The organism is Binatus sp. (SeqCode) (genome assembly GCF_049584895.1).
Classification (GTDB): Bacteria; Desulfobacterota; Binatia; order Binatales; family Binataceae; genus Binatus.
The window spans coordinates 1-19,719 of the sequence record NZ_JBAUYR010000060.1 but is presented as its reverse complement, the minus strand read 5'-3'; the positions used below and the strand labels follow the sequence as shown (position 1 = coordinate 19,719).

Here is a 19,719-nt window from a genome sequence, read left to right as displayed (position 1 = left end):
TGTTTCTCACTTGAATAACCACTTCTTGCGTGAATCTCTTCGACCCTGTTCGCGCTCCGGCTCGGTGACTGAATGCTGGTCGGTCGCCTGATTTGTGTTTTGATCCTTATGGTTCGCTACCGAAACGGGCGTCTCTGGCCATTCGCGGCCGGAGCTGACTCGATCCGAGTGTTGGGGCGGAGCGAGCTTCGCGCGGGCCGAAAATTCCTGGTCAAGGTAGTAACGAATCTTGGCTCCGTAGATCGGGGGACTTCCTGGAGCGAAGATCAATGCCGCCTCCTCTGGCAATCGCATCGTCTCGTCTGGCGTGATCAATGGGCGTTGCATCGAGGGTTCTGAGAAGGTGGTCCGACTGTCCGAATAGCTGCGGTGCTGGTGGCGCACCGTTGCCGTGCCCGCCATCTCGGAAATCAGTCGTGCGGTTTCAATCTTGTTGGGCGCGTATGCGATGCGAACCGCGCAATTCGAAACGATTGATTCGTCGTGGCCGTAAGCGGCGTAAAGCTGACTCAGGTCTTGAGCGACCAGATAAGCCTTGATTCCGTAGCCGGCGGCGTACGAGAGCGAGCTCTGGAAGAAGTCGAGCCGTCCGAGCGCCGGAAACTCGTCCAACATCAGCAACAGGCGCCGCATCGGCGCTACGTGGTCGTCTGGAGATGTGCTCTCAGTGAGTCGTGCTCCGAGTTGCGCGAGCAAAAGGCGCATCAACGGTCGCGTCCGCGTAAGGTCGGACGGCGGCACGGTGAGATAGAGACTGACCGGCCGATCGTGATGCTTGAGATCGGCAATGGAAAAGTCCGATGCGGACGTATTCGCGGCGACGATCGGATCTCGATACAAAGTTAGGCAACGGGTCGCCGTGCTGAGGACCGAAGTGCGTTCGTTGGGGCTTTTGCTGAGTACCGCCTGTGCCGTTCCGGCGATCACGGCGTGGGTGATTTCGCGGCCGTGTGACGTATCGATCATGGCCTGGACTGCCTTCTCCTGATCGCGATCCGGCGGGTTCAGAAATTTCAGACATCCAGCGAGTGTCTTGTCGGGCTCCGCGTGGATCACCTGAAGGATCACGCCGGTGAGGAGATCATGCGCGGTCAGGTCCCAATGATCGCGGGGGACGTTGCCGGCCGGATCGATCAGCATGTCAGCGATGTTTTGCGCGTCCTTGACCTCTTCGGGTCCGAGTCGGATTTCGGCGAGCGGGTTGTACCGAGCTCCTGTGCCGTCAGTGCACGTCGGATCGAATCGCAGGCAAAGGTTGCCGAAGCCTTTCTGTCGCCAGCCCGCCGTGGCCTTCCAGTTCTCGCCTTTGATGTCGTGGACCACGACGCTGTCGGGCCAACTGAGCAGGGTCGGGATTACCAGTCCCACGCCTTTGCCGGTTCGCGTCGGCGCAAAAGCGAGCACATGCGATGGTCCCGAATCGCGGAGGTAATGAGTCTTCCTTCCATTTCGCCATGCGCCTACATAAACGCCGCCATCGGCGTCGAGCAGCCCGGTGGCGCCGATCTCCTTCCTGCTGGCCCAGTGAGCTGAACCGTGAAGATCGTCTGCTCTGGCTCCGACTCGCCGGGTCAGATGAACGGCGATCATCGCCACAACTGTGACGATCAAGGTTGGATATTCGAATATGCGCATTCCGGCGCTTAGCATCGGTTTGGCAGCGGCGACGTGTTGCCACTCCCATGCCCAGGTCAGAATTCCCCACGGCCGGTAAAGAGATCCGACGAGGGGCAAGTCGACGAGCGGTGCGCCCAACACTGCGGAATGTCCGAGTAGCGCGGCGACGTGTTGGGTTGCGATCGCGAGCGAGAACACCGCAGTAAAGGCGACTGCGGCTGTCGCGGTGAGGCGTACGTCCCGCTCGGCGACCGTGCGAAATACCGGCGTCCGGTATGGTAGCGACTCACTAGTCATCATCGTGTTCGTCCTTTTCCGTGCTCGGCAACGTGTACGTAGGTGACCTTTCGCCCGTTCTTTTCGAATTCCTTGCCGCTAAGAGTCGTAACCGCGCCGACTTCAAGCCGCCGCTCGCCACGCGCCTTTTCGATTGCCGGTGTCTGACGGATGTAATGGAGCCGGCCGTCGTTGCCTTCGATCATCAGGTAGCGGCGGTCGGTCGTCTCGTTCTCGAGGCCGGTGCCGATGACCCGGCCGCTCACCTGTTCGCCCGGTTTCAATTCCGTGATGTGAACCGGCGCGCGCCGGTCATGAATCTGATCGAGGTGCCGCGCCCTGGTTTTGATGATGTCGATCGAAAGCTGGTGCTGGCGCAGTGTCTGTTCCAAGTCGGGTGAGATTTGCCAAGAAAGTTGGTCGAGTTGACGCGCGAGCCCCATGCTCTCTAGGAGGCGAAGCCGCGCTATGTTTTGAGCCTGACGCTCGCGCGCTCCTTCGTTCCTGTGCGGCTTATCATTGAACGTGACGATGTTCCGCGCGTCCGCCCGACCGAGCAGCGCGCGATCTATTTCCGTGAACTGATCACGCGTGACGGCCTGCTTCCTCGATTCCAGAATGTCGCGCTCAACCCTGAGACCCAACTTGCGGCTCGCTATCTCCTGGCTCCTGTCGCGGATCCCCGACTTGATGTAGGCGCGGTCGATCGAAAGCGCGTTGCCCGATTCGGTGACACCACGGATCAGAATATGGACGTGCGGGTTGTCGGTGTTGTGATGATCAATCGCCGCCCACTCAAGGCGCGTTCCGAGGTCGCGTTCCATCTGGGCGACCAGCTCGCGCGCATGCTCTTTGAGATCCATTACGGCGCCGTTCTCAGGCGAGATGATGATCCGAAACAGCCTCGGGTCGCCCGCTTTCTGCCAGCTAGCTAGAAGTTGAGAGAGGTTAATGTCGTCCCGATTCGAATCGAAGCCGAGTCCCTTCGCGTCCTCGCGCTGCGCGCCTTCCCGCGCGAGATAGCGTCCGTGCGCGGCCCACGATACCGACCTCGCGTTGCGCGAGTACGAAACCTTGACCACGCTTCGCTGCATGAAGGCGCGCGGTTCGCGTTGGACGCCCGCGCCGCGTTGTCCAAGTCGGGTGTTCGTACGCCGAGACTGGGTTGCTCGGCCTTGTCGCTTCGCCGCCGCGAGCCACCACCGCCTCGCGCGATGCCGTTCGCCGCGCCGGCGCGGAGGGCGAGGTTGCATCTCGATATCGCGGCGGACCAGATCACTCATCTGATGTTTCCCCACCAAGGAGTCGCAGCATCATCCGCGGTAGCTCAGCTGAATTGCATGGCTCGTCGCCGCCCAGCGCGCCGATGATGCGCCGGATGTGCCCGCTCGAAAGCGTTAGACTGTGCAGCTCCTTGGATCGACTCCAGGATTTCCAGGCGCGCTTTGAGGTTGCCCGTGTGTCGAGTTCCGCTCGTCCGGCCGAAGCGATTTCGGTACGACGCGTAGCCGGAAGGTCCGGCAGACGCGCGGCAAGTTCAAGCAGTCCACCGAGCAGTAAGTCGGGCGGCTCGCGGTCCAAGCCCGCAATCGCGACCAACCCGCCGAGATTCGCGAGATGATGGACTCTAAGTCCCTGCTCTCTGGTGTGCAGTCCGTCCGCCATAAGTCACCACGTGAGAACCGGCTCCAGCGCGGCTCGAACTGAGCTCGCCGGCACCGGGCCGAAGTAACGAGAGTCCCAACTGCGCGCGTCTTTAGTTCCGAATAGCCACACCTGATTTGTCGGCACCGTGTAGCGACCCCACGGGACGTGCTCCACCGATCGGTCACGGCTGTCGCGCAAAAGCGTCGCCGAGTGTTGCAAACGTTGGCCGTTGACCGCGACGTAATCGGGCACGACTTCAACCGAGTCGCCGGGCAGCGCACTGAGCCGTTTGCCGACCGGCTCGATGCCGTCGCCGCAACCGCGTCCGCGCAAGAGATAGCCGCGCGCGCTGCCGAGTTGTGCGATCGCATCTGGCAGACACGCCAGCACCAAGTCGCCGCGCGACGGTGCGCGGCTAACCATCCGATAGATCCCCGGCGGGCACGCGCTATCTGTAAGAGCGATCCTCAATCCCAGAAGCTCGAAGCTTAAAAGTGGTATTGCGATTCCGGCGCAGAGGACGACCGGAAACAGTGCTCGCCTGGCGATTGTTCGGGTACGGGGCACGGCGATGCGGTACGGGGAAGAAATCCCGCGCCGGAGAAAGAGAATCTGACGAAAGGCGTCCACAGTACGGTAAAACCTTTATCTTGCCCTACGACCGCATCGCCCCGCCTGCCCCGTTCTTCTCCTCCCTCTGCGCCAACCTCCCGCCGCCTTCTTCCCGCTTGCTCCGCCAGCCTCTGAAGTCACGGTCGCTCTCAACGAAATGCTTCAGCATCTCGATCGCGACTTCCTTGGCGTCCGTTTCCCGATGCAAGCTGTCGTGCAAATAGCCGACGTATTCGTCCAGCGACGCCTTGAGGCTGCCGGGCAAAGTGAGCCGCAATTGTACGGGCGGTAAATCCTTGTCCCTGAGTCTGAGTTTCATCTCTCCAACTCCTTTGTGTGAGTCGATGTGAGTTCTCGTAGATGCGCGTCGAGCGCCACGCGCTGAACCCCTCGGTGGTCTCGAGGAAGTGCCAAAGCATCAACCGCACCATCTCCGCAGGATCGATTTCCTGACGCCCGACCCTATGAGCGTACTCAACGTACGCGTCGATCTCCTTCTTGAGGTGGCCGCCTATCGTCAGCGTGAGATAGCTTGAAGTGAGCGTCTTCTTTTCGGTTCCGATTTCCATTTTGCTGCCCTCCGCCTCAGTTCCGGTAAGGCCCTGGCAGTACGAGGTCGTTCGTGACCATCACGTTGAACTGATAGCCCGGTCGTATCTCCAACGTTGGCGGGATGTTCATTCCGCGCTGAAGACTGCTCTGCGCGACTTGTCCGAGTTGCTGACTGGCCGCCGCGCCGCCCGTCTCACTGAGCAATGACATTTGGTTTGGCGTCGAGTAGCCGTACCCGTAGGGGCCGGAGAACCCCGTGCCTCCGCCGAACGCTCCCAGCTGCCCAACCATCTGGCCTGCACTGATGACAGAAATGAGCGCCGCTGTGCCGAACGTCCTCAGGTAGTGGTTGTTCACCTCATCGCTGAACCCCGCATAGCCCGCCTGGTCGGCCCCCGGCATGTCCGGGATGTCTATGCTTGACGAGTTCGGGAAAATCACCCGCTTCCATTCGATCTGGGCGCGCTCCTGTCCATACGCTGCGTTGGTCTGGTACGAGCCGATGACCTTGGAGCCTTGAGGAATCAGAACCCACCGTCCGGATGCGCTGTCGAAGACGTTTTCGCGAACCTGCGCCAGAATTGGTCCGGGCAGTTCCGAGTTGATGCCGCTGATCAGCACCGCCGGAATAACGCTGCCTGCTGTGATCAGATACGGAGACTCCGCCGGTTTGACGCTCGCGATCGCACTGGTGCCGTTACTCTGGCCAGATGGAGTGATCATCAGATCGTACGGCCTGGTTGTCCCTGCCTGACTGGCGACGCTTGGAACTTCCAAAGTCTCGCCGTGGTGAAACGCTTCGACCATCGGCGGCGCGGAGAGCGCCTTCACATATTCCTCCTCCTGCAACTCGGCCAGCCTGCTCGGTGGACGCGCTGGTAGTGGAACAGCAGGAGCCTGCGTCGTCAGCGTCGGCGACGGCGGCGGAAGTGGAACAGACTTGATTTCAGGCGGTTTCGGATTCCTGGCCTTCGCTTCCAGTTCCGCGATCGCAGCGCGTTCCTCGTTGGATGTCACGGTGGCTGCATCGTCGCTCCGAACTGCTTGGCTGGAATCCGGCGAGTCCGAATGCAGCGCAACGATCATCACGAACATTGCTGTTGCGATTGCTACGCCAGCGACGATAACCAGAGTGCGAGTCAGTCGTGCGCCGCCTCCGCGCGGTTGGTGAACGCGCGGGCCGGTCGGTCCAATTGCCGTTGCGGTGGCCATGATTCACCTCGCCGCGCCGGTGTACTGGATGCTGACTCGATCCTGCTCGCGACCGACGCCTGAAACCAGCACCGCCTGGTCGAAGAGTTTGTCGACCACGTAGTAGTCACCCCTGACGCGATAGTTCACCATCTCGCTGCCGTCGCCCGCGGCGACCAACAGCGCGGGAGCTTCGCTCGACTTCGTAGTCGCGGGCATCTGGATGTAGATGTGCGTGCCGTCATCGAATGCTCGGACCGGCTTCCACGGCAGCTTTGGTCCAGACACCGCGTAAGAAAAATTGAGCGCGCCCGGATCGAGTGAAGCCAGAGAAGCGACCACTCCGTCCGGTTGCGATTGAGGGTCACGCGCCTCGGCGGCTGTGTGGTCGGCATTCTGCATCGCCTGTTCGAGATCTTCCGGGTAATAGAAGGCAACTTCCTGTATTTCGCGCCCGGCGCGCGAGCGCAGCATCAGGTGGTAAATGTGCTTCGTCGTGTAGATCGTCAGATTGGTGCTGATGCCCGGCGCCGTGGGTTTGATTGCAAGGTGCGGAGTCGGGTTACGCGGATCGCCTGATGAAGCTGGCGTTACGAGCCAGCGTTCACTGTCGCCGCTGGCGACGTCGGTGATCGTCTCGCCCGGCTCAAGCTGGATGTCGGTCGTGCGAAGCGGAGCGCAGTCAACTGCAGGCTCTTGTCCTTCATCATACGGGTAGAGCTCGCGACGCGGCGTCTTATAAACCTGCCACGCGCCGTCCTGCTGATGTTGTTTAACCGCCTCCTGAACCTCTTGGGGCTGCTGCGCGAGTATCTGAGCGCCGGAGAGCGGTGCGGGCTCCGGCTCGGGAGGTGGTACGGCCTTTGTCACCAGCGTTAGCGGCGGTGGTGGTGGCGCTTGCTTTGCTGAGCAGGCGCCGAGCGTCAGCGAGAGCGCGATGAAACCAAATTTGCCGATGAACTTCATGGTGATCGCCCCCTAACTCCGCTGCTCGGTCCAATTGAGCTGCGTTACATAGAAGCCGAGCGGATTGTCCAGGATCGAGGAGTCGGAGGTTGCGGAAATGATCGAGGTGTCGAGCGCCGCTTCCCAATGACTCGTGGCGATCGGAGAACCGTCGAGGCCTGATGTTTCCTCGGTCCATCGCACCTGCCACGTCGCTTTCGACAGCGGCAGGATTGAATCGATCTGGACGCTGACGGATTGGTGCTGAGCGACCTTGAACGGATCATGTTCGAGGTCGTTCTCGTGATAGTAGTTCTCGAGAAACTTGTAAGCCGGTCCACGAGCGCGGCTGTACACCTGGCCGATCAGCTGGTGCTCGGCTGCCGGATCGGTGATCACCTCGCGAGCATTGCGGATGAAAGCCGCGAGCTCGTACCGCACCATCCGGTCAGTGCTGATCCGCGTGGTGTTCTCGGTGAGCGCGCTCGGCGCGCCGATCGCGTAGCCGAGCTTGTCGACTTCCACGACGTACGGAACGAACTTGCTTCGCGTGCTGACCCAGACCATCCCGATGGCCAGCACCAGCGTAATGACCATCATGCCGGCGGCGGTGATCTGCCAGTTACGTTTGCCGAGAACCAGATCAGCGTAACGCTCGTCCCATTCCTGCCGCGCTTTCAGATAGACGCTGCCTTCCATGCTGACGCCTCGTTGCTAGCGGTCGAGCACTTGTTGTGAATTCGTGCTCGCTGAGTTCTGAGCTTCAGCAATTTCCGCGCCTGCATGACAGCGTCACTGGATGAGCAACCGGAGGAGAGTAGCTCCAAGGCTAGCGCCCCGATTCAGCCGGGACGGCACTTGGGTGCGAGGAGTCCGCATCTAATTTCAGATGCGGCCGCAGTTTGTGGACACGGTGTGGACACAGAATGACGATGGCCGATCCAGCGGCTCGACCCATCGTCATAAACTATTGATTTTATTGGGGTTTCTGGAGCCACCCGTCGGATTCGAACCGACGACCTGCTGATTACGAATCAGCTGCTCTACCAACTGAGCTAGGGTGGCTCTCTAATCGCGTCCGCTCGGCGACCGGAGTAGCAGATTAGCGAAGCGGGCGCTGCCGAGAAAGACTTCGGTCGCGACTCGTTGGTCGTTTTCTTCGTCTGCTGATTCTGACTCTCACTGCGTCCGCCGGTTGCCTCAAAGCAGCGTCGGGCGCATCGTTTGTTCGAAGCACATCTCGAGATTTTTGCCGTGCCAGTTCCCACTTCGATCAACTACGGCCAGGTTGCCACCGCTTATGACAATTCGCGGTGCGTCGAACCTGCGATTGCCGTCGCGCTGCTCGAGGGTCTGCGATCGTTGGGCGCTCGATCCCTGCTCGAAGTCGGCGCCGGCAGAGGCAATTATACCGGCGCATTGACGGCAAGCGGATTCTCGGTGACTGCGCTCGATCGTTCGCCGGCGATGGTCGAAATTGGCGCGCACAAGAACCCGGGACCTTGGATTCTTTCCGACGTGTCAGCGCTCCCGCTTCGCACCCGCTCCGTGGATGCGATTGCTGGCGTGAATGTGCTGCACCATCTTCCGACGCTTCATACTGCCCTTGCCGAATTCAGCCGAGTCGCGCGCGTGGGCGTCGTGTCGCAGGCGGTAGTCCGCGAAAATCTCGAGACGCTGTGGTATCGCCACTATTTTCCGGAGATTGACGACGTGCTGCTGCCGCTTCATCCGACGCTTGGCAGCCTGATCACCGCGATGTTTCATGCCGGATTTTCGCGCGTCGCGGCGGCGAAGATTTTTTACTCGGGAGACCGCGATCTTACATTCGAAGCGGCGCGCACCCGGCCTCATCTGTTGTTCGATTCGAGTTTCCGCGCATCGACCTCGGGATTTCGGCGGCTTTCGAGTGCCGGAATTGCTCGGGGATTGGCGGAGCTTGAGCGTGATCTCGAGTCCGGTGCGTTTGCCGCGATCGCCGCGCCGTACGACGCTGCCCATTCCGCCGCCGCCGACTGTGTAGTCGTCACCGCTCGTTATTTCGACCGCACGGCGGGAATCACCTCTTCGGCAAAGCGCTGAACTTCGTCGAGATAGAACGGTCGCGGCAGCGTGAAGATGAAGTGCGTCACTCCGACCTTCAGGTAACGGTCGATCGTCTCCAGGCATTCGTCGCGCGATCCAATCATCATCTGACGACGCGCCTGTTCCGGCGTAGCGCCCGAAATCGCCATGATTCGACCAAGCGCCGCTTTCTCGCGCTCCGCCGGCGCTCGATACGTCAGCCCCATCATGATCGTTTTCTCGATCTGATCCGTGTCGCGTCCTACCATATCTCCGTGCCGCTCGATCGTCTTCACAAGATCGGCGTATCGCTCCGCACTCGCGTTCGGGACGTTCCACATGTCGGCGTGCTTTGCGACGATCTTCAGCAGGACTTTCTGACCCTGCCCGCCGATCATTATCGGTGGATGCGGTTTCTGCAGCGGCTTGGGATTGCAGACCGCGTCGGTGACGTTGTAATGCCGCCCATGCAGCGTCGTTTTTTCCTGATCGAACATCCCCTTGATGATTTGGATTGATTCATCGAGCGCCTGCAGCCGTCCGGGAATCGTCTTGAAGTCGATTCCGAAACTACGATGCTCGAGCTCGAACCATCCGGCGCCAATTCCCAGGTTGAGACGGCCGTCGCTGACGTGGTCGAGCGTCGCCGCCATCTTCGCCGTGACGCATGGGTTGCGATAAGTGTTGCCGTTCACCATCGCGCCGATTCGCGCGCGCTTTGTCTGCTGGCTGAGTGCGGTGAGCGTGGTCCATCCTTCCATGCACGGCCCGGTGGGGTCGGGAACGAAAATCGGATAGAAGTGATCGAAGGTCCACAGCGAGTCGTAGCCCCAGCCGTCGGCGCTGCACCACAGGTCTCTCAGCTCCTTCCACTCGACCAGCTGCTGGCCGGTTTGTATTCCGAATCGAATCGGATGCGTCGTCATTTCGATTTCTCCTGTGTGCGATTGACCATTTGGATTCCAGCACTCTAGCGTGTGATGTCGTTCGAAAAAGTGCGGTTGCACTGATATGAATCTGCCGCTTATGCGAGCTCGTCGATCCTGCAATCAGTTTCTGAGATCCGCAAGCGGCGGGCTGATTCTAACGATCGCCGTCATCTTCATTCTGGCTTCTGCTCGCGTAAGCGTCGGCCAGAAAAGCGCATCGTCTTTCGTCATATCCAATGCGCGGGTGTTCGACGGGGAGAAAATAATCACCGGCGCCACCGTGGTCGTAAGCGACGGCAAAATAGCCGCCGTCGGCCCCAAAATAGCGACGCCATCGGATGCCCAGATTATCGACGCCACCGGCGATACTCTGATGCCTGGTTTAATCGATTCGCACGTTCATATCTGGACCCGCGATGTGCTCGCGTCTGCGCTGGCGTTTGGCGTCACGACCGAGCTCGACATGTTCATGCGCTGGCGCCAGGCGATGCACTGGAAGGAACAGGAGTCGAAAGGCGCCTTCGATGTTGCCGACTTCCGGACCGCGGGCACATGCGTCACCTCACCCGCTGGTCACGGTACCGAAGAGGGTTTCCCGATACCGACCATCAACACGCCGGAAGAGGCGGCTGCGTTCGTCGACGCGCGCATCGCGGAAGGCTCCGATTACATCAAGATCATGTACAACTTCGGCGACAACTATTCGGTGATGTCGCGGGAGACGATGGCCGCGGTGGTGAGAGCCGCACACAAGCGCGGCAAACTTGTACTCGTGCATATCGGTTCTTACGAAGGTGCGATCGAGGCGATCGAGGCGGGCGCTGACGGACTCGCCCACCTGCCACACGACCGCCCGCCGGCAAAAGAATTCGGCACGTTCGTGAAGGCGCACCATGCATTCGTCGAGACTACGCTTGCGATTCCCAGGTTTCTGTTCGGAAACGATGGCGGCGGCGACACTATCGTCGACGATCCTCTGCTGGCGCCATATCTGCTTACCTCGGACACAGGTTTGTTGAAGGGAATCGCTCCGGTGAAAGCCCAGGTTCACGGCATGATCCTTCATCATATCCAACAGCTCAGAAACCCGACTCCTTTCGAGATCAGAGAGCGCGAAAGCCTGAAAGGAATTGCGCCCGATCAATACGAGGCATTTTCAAATGCCGAAGAGACTCTGTGCTTACTCGATCGCGCGGGCGTTCCAATACTGGTGGGAACTGACGCGGCGAACGGTGCGACCGCAGGCGCGTTGATGCATGCCGAACTCGATACTGTGGTGAAGGCTGGGCTGTCGCCGGTAGAAGCGCTGACCGACGCGACCTCGGTTCCCGCTAAAATATTTTCACTCAACGACCGTGGCAGGATCGCGCCTGGACTGCGTGCGGACCTGCTTCTGGTTCGCGGCGATCCGACCGTCGACATAGGAGCCACCAAGGACATCGTCGCAATCTGGAAGCAGGGCGTCAGGTTCGACCGCGACGCTTTCAGAGAATCAATCGCGCAAAGAAACGAGGCGTGGCGCTTCGGCCGTGGATGGTGGCCGTGGAGCGATCTCCGATTCGGCGGAAATTCGAAGGTGCACGTGAGCGTGACAGAAGGCGGCCCCGATCACGCGTCCGGGACGATGAGCATCGAGGGCAATGTGAAATCGGGAATCGCGGAGCCGTTCGCAGGCGTGATGTATTTCCCGGTCGGATGGGGATTCTCTCCCGTAAATTACTCCGGCGTGAAGGACCTTAGTTTCTGGGCCAGGGGAAATGGTGGCTCGTACGGAATATCGATCTTCACCCAGAGCCGCGGGAGAGTGCCGGCGTCAGTTCCCTTTGGCGCGAGCAAGGAATGGGAGCAGCATACGATTCCGCTTTCCGCCTTCCGCACCGACGGCCACGACATCACCGGCGCATTCATCGGCGGCGACCGGATGGGAATTTATCAACTAGAAGTCTCGCGGTTTCGATTCGGCTCCGGCGCCTCGATAGGAGTCGATCTGATCCCAATGCCTGCGATACCCGGATCAAAAGGCAAATTTTCCGCATCGAGGTTGATCATCGGAAGCGTTACTAAAGAATCGCCAGCTGAGGTCGCAGGCCTGAAAACCGGCGACACAATCATTGGCGTTGGCAACGAGAAGGTAACTGATCCGGAGCGCGTAAAAGCTCTTCTGTGGCAATCGGCGCCTGGGCATATGGTGCCGATCGAGATCGTACGCGGCGAGAGGCACCAGATTGTAAATGTCACACTAAGCGAGCATCCGTAGAGGGTCTTCGTCGGAACGCCAGCAAGGATCCGGGATTCTTCGCTTCGCTCAAGAATGACACCAGGACAGGGCACACAAAAAGTGAGCAAGCATGCTCTTGTGCTGCGATCGCAGAAGCACCTACCGGCCGCGATACGGCCGGCTTCCTCTCCCGTAAAGCTCTCCCCTCACCCGCGCCAGGGCGCGACCTCTCCCGCAAAACCGCGGGATAGGCGAATAACAGGTTGCGTGGAACGCAACATCCAACTGGGGCGAGGTAATTCCCCGCACCGGCTCCCCAAGAACCTGAGAGCGAAAGGTCGTCTTCGACATTTCGCGATTTCCTATCACTGGGTGCAGAGCTTGTCCTGAGCGAAGCCGAAGGAGGTCACCCCTGCCCAAGGAGGTGTGGAACCCAGGGCGGGTTCCACATTTGATTCCTACCGACTCTAACTCACCGCGAAGCGTTCGCGCGTCCACTCCGTCAGTAATTTCATTAGCCGCGGCCGCGGATCGCCGAGATGCGCCTTGGTGCCGCCGGCACGCATGAAATGATCGGCGCCTTCGATGAACGCGAGAGTCTTGTCGCTTGCCCCCGACGCTTCGAACTCACCGCGCACGTCGGAATTGAAAATGTCCTGGTCGCCATTCGCGCCGACCACCAGAGTCGGCACAGTGACCTTCGGCAGATTCGACGCCATCCTGGCGTACGACGACAGTCCCGACCACGTCGAGAGCCACGCGTCAGGCGTTACGATCCGACCGAGCCCGAATGGCGAGTAGTTTGCGAGATCGGGCCGCGGCGAGATGATCGAACCGGTCGCGCGTTCCGACGGATCGATCGAGAGATCGAGATAGTTGAGATTTGCCTGCGTGCGATAAACGATCATGTACGTCGGCGCCATCGCGCGCCGCGCGAAGTAATTGCGGTTGTCAGCGCTCGACCCCGCGAAATCGGGCGCGCGCATCGCGACTCGGCCGTGACTCGCATCGGCGATATGACGCCGCGCAATCGCATCGACTCGTGCGCATCGCGCGAGTTGCGCCGCACGGTACCGATCGACGAAATCCTGCGCGTAGCGGCTCTCGGCCGGCGGCGTTTTGAAGCCGTTGCGCTCGTCGTACATATCCAGCGCGGGATCGCTCGCGAGCGGATCAGATTCATCGACCACCGCCGCGTCGAGACACGATGCCAGCACCATCCCCTGTCCCGGATGCGCGGCGAGCGCGACATATCCGTCAGCGGTCGGCAGATCGAACTTGTTCAGATTGGGAGGACCGCCGCCCGGCGGTGCTGTCACGCGATTGCCTGCTGGTGTGCGCGCTTGCGAGTCGTAGTACGCGAACAGCGATCCGCCGCCGGAATTTCCGAGCATCACAATTTTCTCAAACCCTTGCTCTTCGCGCAGGAATCGAATGCCTGCGGCGAGATCGAGCAGGAGATTTTCGTGAAGCATCATCGCGTCGTTGTTCAGGTAGCGCGTGTTGAAACCGAATGCGGCAAAACCGGCCTCTACCCAGTACGGAATCGAATAGTGCGTGCTGAAGTCGGCGCGCGGATGCGCCATGATCACGACGGTGCGCGGCTTGCCCGTGGCCGGCGTATAAAGGATACCGCGCGATTTGCCGAAGTCGGCAGCATAAAGCTGCACGGGCAGTTGGCGAATTGATGGATCGATATCGCCGAAATCAATCGGGTACCGCAACTGGTAGTCGGCTGGCGCCTTGGGCATGTGGGCCTCCCCCGCACTCGCGCACGAGAATCAACGATGACTCTCAAACCGTCCGCAATGTTCCGCGGTTTACCATAACTGTTGATAAAAAAGCAGAGCGGACCAGTTCGAGATTGTGATCTTTTGCACGTTCCAATTATCAAATCCAAGCTAACTGCCAATTCTTCATGTTTTACCGTGTTTCTTTGATTCCTACAGTCAGTTAAAAAATTTGACTTAATCCAGAACGAACGGCACCGTACCTCGCAGAAGATCGTTTGGCGAAACTGTCCGGAAGAAAGCTGACGAAGAGCCGCGTCAGCTTTAGTGACAGCCAACGATCGCTTGTGAGAGTTCGTTGTGATTTCGGAAATCGGTAAGGCGTGACTAACTCGCGCGCAACCGGAGCTGAAGTCGAGTATCCGTTCTAAACGTTGGGAGGGGATCATGAAAATTCAATTCGCATCGCTGGCCAAGAGGTTCCGGCACCGCGCACTTGTTTTCGCAACAGTGCTGGTCGTAGTTCCGACGCTATGGATGAGCGTCTCGTTTTCGCAGGACGGAGTGGGCGCAGTAAAAACACCGAAGCACATAGCCAGCGATGCGACTGCGCTTGCCCGGATCATGGGCGATCAACGCACATCAGGAGGTCCGATTCCTCCGGACGCATATCAGAACGCGATGAAGGAGTGGTCCGCGATTTCGATCGGATCGCCAGTGACGAGTCTTGGATCGACGAAAGCCAAGACGCTAGCCAGCAGCGTTACTGGATTGGTCTGGAAACCGATCGGACCTAGTGGAATCACCGCTGGCACGTCCGTTTGGAACGGCCGTATCGACTCGATCGCGATCAGTCCAACTAACCCGAGCGTGATTTACATCGGTGCGACCGACGGCGGCATTTGGAAAACGATCGATGCGGGCGCCACCTGGACGCCGCTGACCGACCACGAGCCGATGCTTGCGATCGGCGAGCCCGGCGCGATCGCAATCGATCCGAACAACACCGACATTCTCTATGTCGGCACTTCCTCCTTCCTTAAGGTGACTGGTGCGCAAGGGACACAACTCAACACCACGATTGGCATTCTGAAGTCCACCGATGGCGGCGCAAGCTGGATCGTGCTCGGTTCCGGAACTCCCGCCGGGAACGTCGGTAACGCGAATCAATTCGTAGGGCAGAGCATCTTTGGTATCGCAGTGGATCCCGCCAACAGTGCCAACCTCTACCTTGCGGCGAGCACCGGACTCTATTTCTCGACTGACTCGGGACAGAACTGGACGGTGGGAACTGGCGGCAGCGGCTTCCAGGCCGATTCGTTGGGATTCGACGCGTCCTCGCCGGTGGGAAGTCGCGTCCTGTTCGCCGGAGTCCAAGGCCTCGGCGTCGTGCAGTCAACCAACGGCGGCACGAGCTGGACTCAATCTCTTAACAGCACCACGCCGGTCGTTGCGGCCCAGTTAGCGGCTCACAGCACGTTGACCAGCACGGCCGCCATCGGCAAGGTCGCGATTTCTCTCGCTCCTCCGACCGCCATCCCCAATCCGGCTGGAGTGCAGGTGATTTACGCTACGATCGAGGGTACGGGCGGAAACTTCCCGATCCCAAACGATCCTTACTATAACATCCTGGGTATCTTCGAGAGTGCCGATCAGGGCGCGACCTGGGCCTTCCAGGGTACCGGCCCCAACCTGGCCGGTGGCGTCTGCCAATGCTTCTACACCAATACGATCGCGGTTGATCCGGCGTCTCCGGGCGATGGCATCAACGACATAATCTATTGGGGCGGCACTGATACCTGGATATCGACCAACTCGGGCGTCGCTTTCTCCGACATCACCAACGGCATCCACGCCGACAGTCATTCGTGGGCCTTCGTTAAGGGCACGCCTTCAGTCGTTTACGCCGGCAATGACGGCGGCATCTGGCGCAGCCTCGACATGGGCGCAACCTGGACTGGGACCGGAGCTGGACCCGCGACGATTAACGCGGGCGGATTGCAGACCGGCCTTCTCTATCACATGGACATCAAGCGCGACGCGACTGCCAGCGTCACTCTCGGCGCATTTCAGGACAACGGAAATAACAAATGGACAGGGGCCCCCGGGTGGATCAATCACCTGGGCGGTGACGGTCTCAACACGATCTTCGACCTGCAAAACGTGGCGACCGCGTATGCGATAGACAACGGTGGGCCGAATATATCGACCGATAGCGGTAGCACATGGGCCGACATCACCAACAACATCCCGACCGACCCGCACACCAATAACCAGGTACAGACATTCGCAAATGCGATCACGGTAGATCCCAACAACGCGGGGTTCCTCTACTTTAGTGGCGCCGCAAACACGACCGTGCCGCCGCCGGCGCCGCCAACTAACATTCCCGGTCAGCTGTTTCAGAGCAAAAACTTCGGAACAACCTGGGCACAGATAACCAACTTCACAGCGTTTTCGAATGTCGGTCCTTCTGCAGTCGCGCCTGCGAATTCCAACAACCTGGCAGTCATCGACGGCAACTCGCTTTACATCAGCGTCAACGCTTTGGGCGTGACACCCGCGTTCACTCTAATACCCGGCACGCCCGCTTTGGGCATAACCCGGTTGGCGTTCGATCCGAACGACCCGACGGTCCTGTATTTTGTGACGTCGGGATTTTCCGGGTTTCCGGGCGGCCACGTGTTCAAAGTCAAGTTCACGGTTTCGTCAGGCGCCGTGGTGCCCGGAACGGTTACTGACGTCTCACCGCCCCTCGACGTTCCGTTCGACGGACTGGCGCTTGACGGCGGGACAACGCCGACCACCATTTACGCCGGCAGCGACCTCGGCGTACTTCGATCGGTGGATGGCGGCGTGACGTGGACGACGCTCGACGCCTTGCACTTCCCCAACGCGGTCGTCTCCGACTTGCAGATCAATCCGACTGCCGGAGTGCTACGCGCTTCGACCTTTGGGCGCGGCGTTTTCGAGTTCGCTGCAGCGACCGGACCGGTGATCGCGGTCAATCCGCAAAACAACCTCGAGTTCGGACCCACTTGCGCGGGCAGTACGGTGTCGTTGAACCTCGAGGTCTTCAATGTCGGCACAACCAACCTCATTATCAACAGTGTCCTGCGATCGGCGGGCTCGACCGATTTCACTGTCGCACCGAATCCAACGACGCCGGTGACGATCAGCCCAGATGCTCATGTCGATTTCACGATTCAATTCACCCCGACGATCGTCGGACCGCAGACCGCGACCATCGCCATCAGCAGCAACGATCCTGGCGCACCGATAACCACTCTTACTGCGACCGGCAGCGAAGGAAGCGGAACCATCAACGTTACAGGCAGCGGTAGCTTCGGGACGCCGAGCTGCTCCGGAACGACGCCACCGCAGACTCTGAAGATAAACAACGTTGGCACCTGCAACCTGAATGTGTCGTCGGCAGTAATCTCCTGTGCGGACTTCACCCTGGTGAACCCGGCTGAGTTCCCCGCCGCGGTCAGTCCGGATTCTGCACTCGACGTCGGCGTTAACTTCACACCGACCTCCGCAGGACCAAAGTCGTGCAGTCTCACAATCACTAGCGACGACCCGGTCAATCCAGTGGTCGTTATTCCTCTCACCGGAAATACGGCGCTGGGTTCCGGCTCGCTGACGTTCCCGACCGGTATCACGTTCCCGCCGACTGTCATCCAAGCGACTGGCGCGTGCTCCGCGACACTCGGGGTCCCGATCGCCAACGCAGGCACCTGCCCGGTGCAGATCAACAGCATTGGCCTGACTCAATCGAGTGTCTCGCCTCCGGGCCTGGATTATTCGCTGACTGGACTTCCAACCTTGCCCCTGTCGGTGCCTGCTGGCGGACAGCTCGGCTCGGGAGACCTAGACCTGGTCTTCGCGCCATTCGCTATCGCGCAATTCAGCACGGGCACGGTGGATGTAACCTACGTCAACGATCCGATCACCGGCGCTACCACAACAACTCACGTGCCGTTCTGCGGCGAAGGAGTTCGTCGCGGTCTGCGAGTGCTGGTGACCGAGGGCGGAGTCCCGGTGACGGGGACGGTGAAGAGAATCGAGCTGCAGGAGGCGTTTGGGCCTGAACAGCAAAACGGAATCTTCACGATCAGGACCATCAATAACGCGACCTTGCAGACGGTAACCGGAACGGCGCCGTGCCCGACGTTCTCGTATCATGGGGATTTTGGCGATCTCGGCAACCCGTACCAGCTCAAGGACGGTACCTATCGGATCAAAGTGCAGCTGAAGATCGGCGGCAAACTGAAGTCGAAGGTGGTTCGCGTCAACATGGACGAGTGCACCTTCACGCCAGCCGTCGTAGTGGCGTTCTGATCGCGTAGAAGATCGGGCGGCCGCGAGTATCACCTCGCGGCCGCCCTCAGCATTGTTCTCGCACCGACGCAGCCAGCCTTCGCGCCGCGGTAGTGTCCTAATTTGAAACTCGCTCGATTAATTCGCTTACCGTCCAAATATGATCGCTGATGCCATGCGCCATCGCGGGCGTCATCCGCAGTGTCTTGTGAATGCGTACCAGATTGTAGTGCGCGAAATGGAGAGCGACAGCAGCGGCATGGTTCGCCCGCTTCTTTGAGAATCCATTGGTCAGGCGCGTGAACCGGCGCATCTGCATCCGCATCGTGAGATTCTGCCGTTCAACGTAGCTGGTCGAAATGTGATCCTCGTCAGGCGAGCCGATCAGCGATTCCCGCGCGCATTCCACCATAACGGGCGGAGAGTAACGACCGCGCCCAGTGTTCAACTCGGATGCGAACACTTTGTGAATCTGGGCGTAGTCAACCTGAGAATCAAACGCGCGCCGGATTGTGCCGTAGTAGGCCGCAAACGCATCGGTTGTGATCTGCGGACGATTCACGATGCGCGGGCGCAGGTCGCCGATAAAGAGGGCCGTGTCATTCCACGTCCGCTTTCCGACGTGCCAGCACGGAACGAGCTTGCTATCCGCATCAATCGCAACGAACGTGTAAACGTCGCCAAATTCATCAGTCTGATCAAGCCGACGCGCCGTCTTTTGCTTCATCCCGACATAGGCCCAGATTTCATCAAGCTGGAGTCGCGGACAGGTCAGGCCGCGCATCATTTCGTCCATTAGGCTGTCGCAACCATCGGCAACGCGAACCGCGAGTCGCATGATCGTGTCGCGATGGATGCCAGTCATGCGCTCGACACTGCGAATCGAATTGCCTTCTACCAACGCCGAAACGACGGTCGTTTCTTCGCTTTCGCTCAACTTGTTCATATTAGCAATTATGCATGAGCAGTCATGCAATGTCAAGACGCAAGTGTGCCACGCACCCAACAGCCTTTCTTCAGAAGCTATTCCGTTGGCGATTCGGTTGGCGCTGCTGGTGCTGTAGGAGCGGGCGGAGCAGGCGGTTTGGGGTTTACAAGTAACAAGCTCGGCAAGACGAATCCGGGAAGTCCTAATCGAAGTGTCAGACAATTGAACATTTCGCGGATGAAGGGCCACGAATTATACGCGCCATTTGCATTCGCAAATGCTACTAAATCAGCTTCGTTTATGGGGTCTCCAGCCGCTAGGTCGTAGATGAGATTTAGATCAACGTGGATTTCTGCGACGGGCTGATCGGCGCTGGCAGCTTCTAGACTGTGACGACAGAGAATTTTTAGTTTGTTCTCTTCGCCCGCGAGTATTTCGTACCGATCAGATAGCTGAGGTTCAATTTTCCCACTCAACTCGCCGTTGCGTTTCGCAGTGATTGCCGTAACGACGATGTCGGTTAGCTTCGCGCGTCTTGCGACCTTGAAGGCGGCTGCGAGGTTTGCTTCGCGCTCAGGCACTTGAACCTTCTCCGATCATGCTGCGCAGGCGTAGCAGTCGTATCCTGTAACGGCGGTGGCCGCCGGAGCGGCCACCGCATTTTGGTCAATATCGACTATCATGGGT

General features: G+C 59.5%; 15 protein-coding genes, 1 tRNA gene and 1 pseudogene. 3 read left to right on the top strand and 14 right to left on the bottom strand.

Features of this window, described 5'->3' with window-relative positions; genetic code table 11:
* Window positions 1–6 precede the first annotated feature (6 nt).
* From WB650_RS11390 to WB650_RS11345, 10 genes and pseudogenes are all read right to left on the bottom strand, one after another.
* Window positions 7–1,917 (bottom strand): type IV secretory system conjugative DNA transfer family protein, encoded by a 1,911-nt coding sequence (locus WB650_RS11390; RefSeq protein WP_423960495.1) that lies wholly within the window; start codon window positions 1,915–1,917, stop codon window positions 7–9.
* On the bottom strand, window positions 1,914–3,176 hold the full coding sequence (locus tag WB650_RS11385) for a DUF3363 domain-containing protein (RefSeq protein WP_423960493.1): 1,263 nt from the start codon (window positions 3,174–3,176) through the stop codon (window positions 1,914–1,916). The genes WB650_RS11390 and WB650_RS11385 overlap by 4 nt, the downstream gene beginning before the upstream one ends.
* The gene (gene traD / locus WB650_RS11380) at window positions 3,169–3,558 is read right to left on the bottom strand and encodes a conjugal transfer protein TraD (RefSeq protein ID WP_423960492.1); all 390 of its coding nucleotides are present in this window, start codon (window positions 3,556–3,558) and stop codon (window positions 3,169–3,171) included. The genes WB650_RS11385 and traD overlap by 8 nt, the downstream gene beginning before the upstream one ends.
* A 3-nt stretch (window positions 3,559–3,561) precedes the next feature.
* Window positions 3,562–4,107, bottom strand: a complete 546-nt coding sequence (gene traF, locus WB650_RS11375; protein ID WP_423960490.1) for a conjugative transfer signal peptidase TraF — start codon at window positions 4,105–4,107, stop codon at window positions 3,562–3,564.
* Between the two features lie 88 nt (window positions 4,108–4,195).
* A complete protein-coding gene (locus WB650_RS11370; protein ID WP_423960488.1) occupies window positions 4,196–4,471 on the bottom strand; it encodes a DUF2274 domain-containing protein in 276 nt (91 codons plus the stop codon).
* Window positions 4,472–4,535: 64 nt separating this feature from the next.
* A pseudogene (locus tag WB650_RS11365) lies at window positions 4,536–4,721 on the bottom strand (DUF2274 domain-containing protein); the annotation flags it as partial.
* A 16-nt stretch (window positions 4,722–4,737) separates the two neighbouring features.
* Window positions 4,738–5,916, bottom strand: a complete 1,179-nt coding sequence (locus tag WB650_RS11360; protein ID WP_423960487.1) for a TrbI/VirB10 family protein — start codon at window positions 5,914–5,916, stop codon at window positions 4,738–4,740.
* Window positions 5,917–5,919: 3 nt separating this feature from the next.
* On the bottom strand, window positions 5,920–6,861 hold the full coding sequence (trbG, locus tag WB650_RS11355) for a P-type conjugative transfer protein TrbG (RefSeq protein ID WP_423960485.1): 942 nt from the start codon (window positions 6,859–6,861) through the stop codon (window positions 5,920–5,922).
* 12 nt (window positions 6,862–6,873) lie between these two features.
* On the bottom strand, window positions 6,874–7,539 hold the full coding sequence (locus WB650_RS11350; protein ID WP_423960483.1) for a VirB8/TrbF family protein: 666 nt from the start codon (window positions 7,537–7,539) through the stop codon (window positions 6,874–6,876).
* A gap of 290 nt (window positions 7,540–7,829) precedes the next feature.
* A tRNA-Thr gene (locus WB650_RS11345) sits at window positions 7,830–7,905 on the bottom strand.
* A gap of 189 nt (window positions 7,906–8,094) precedes the next feature.
* Here WB650_RS11345 and WB650_RS11340 point away from each other — a divergent pair.
* Complete coding sequence (locus WB650_RS11340; RefSeq protein WP_423960481.1) at window positions 8,095–8,922, top strand: class I SAM-dependent methyltransferase; 828 nt, start codon at window positions 8,095–8,097, stop codon at window positions 8,920–8,922.
* On the opposite strand, the gene WB650_RS11335 is transcribed toward WB650_RS11340, so the two are convergent.
* Window positions 8,877–9,830, bottom strand: coding sequence for a TIGR03560 family F420-dependent LLM class oxidoreductase (locus WB650_RS11335; RefSeq protein WP_422305249.1), 954 nt, complete (start codon window positions 9,828–9,830; stop codon window positions 8,877–8,879). The genes WB650_RS11340 and WB650_RS11335 overlap by 46 nt on opposite strands.
* A gap of 100 nt (window positions 9,831–9,930) precedes the next feature.
* Between WB650_RS11335 and WB650_RS11330 the strand changes: the two genes are divergently transcribed.
* Window positions 9,931–12,090: an amidohydrolase family protein gene (locus WB650_RS11330; RefSeq protein WP_423960478.1), complete on the top strand. Its 2,160-nt coding sequence runs from the start codon at window positions 9,931–9,933 to the stop codon at window positions 12,088–12,090.
* A gap of 428 nt (window positions 12,091–12,518) precedes the next feature.
* Here WB650_RS11330 and WB650_RS11325 read toward each other — a convergent pair whose 3' ends face one another.
* Window positions 12,519–13,802, bottom strand: coding sequence for an alpha/beta hydrolase (locus tag WB650_RS11325; RefSeq protein WP_422305171.1), 1,284 nt, complete (start codon window positions 13,800–13,802; stop codon window positions 12,519–12,521).
* A 426-nt stretch (window positions 13,803–14,228) separates the two neighbouring features.
* Here WB650_RS11325 and WB650_RS11320 point away from each other — a divergent pair, with 426 nt between their 5' ends.
* The gene (locus WB650_RS11320) at window positions 14,229–18,125 is read left to right on the top strand and encodes a choice-of-anchor D domain-containing protein (RefSeq protein ID WP_423960477.1); all 3,897 of its coding nucleotides are present in this window, start codon (window positions 14,229–14,231) and stop codon (window positions 18,123–18,125) included.
* 97 nt (window positions 18,126–18,222) lie between these two features.
* Here the strand turns inward: WB650_RS11320 and WB650_RS11315 are convergent, their stop codons facing one another.
* Complete coding sequence (locus WB650_RS11315) at window positions 18,223–19,050, bottom strand: IS1 family transposase (protein WP_423960475.1); 828 nt, start codon at window positions 19,048–19,050, stop codon at window positions 18,223–18,225.
* Between the two features lie 77 nt (window positions 19,051–19,127).
* Entirely contained in the window at window positions 19,128–19,613 is a 486-nt protein-coding gene (locus tag WB650_RS11310; protein WP_423960474.1) for a hypothetical protein, read from the bottom strand.
* Window positions 19,614–19,719: the final 106 nt, after the last annotated feature.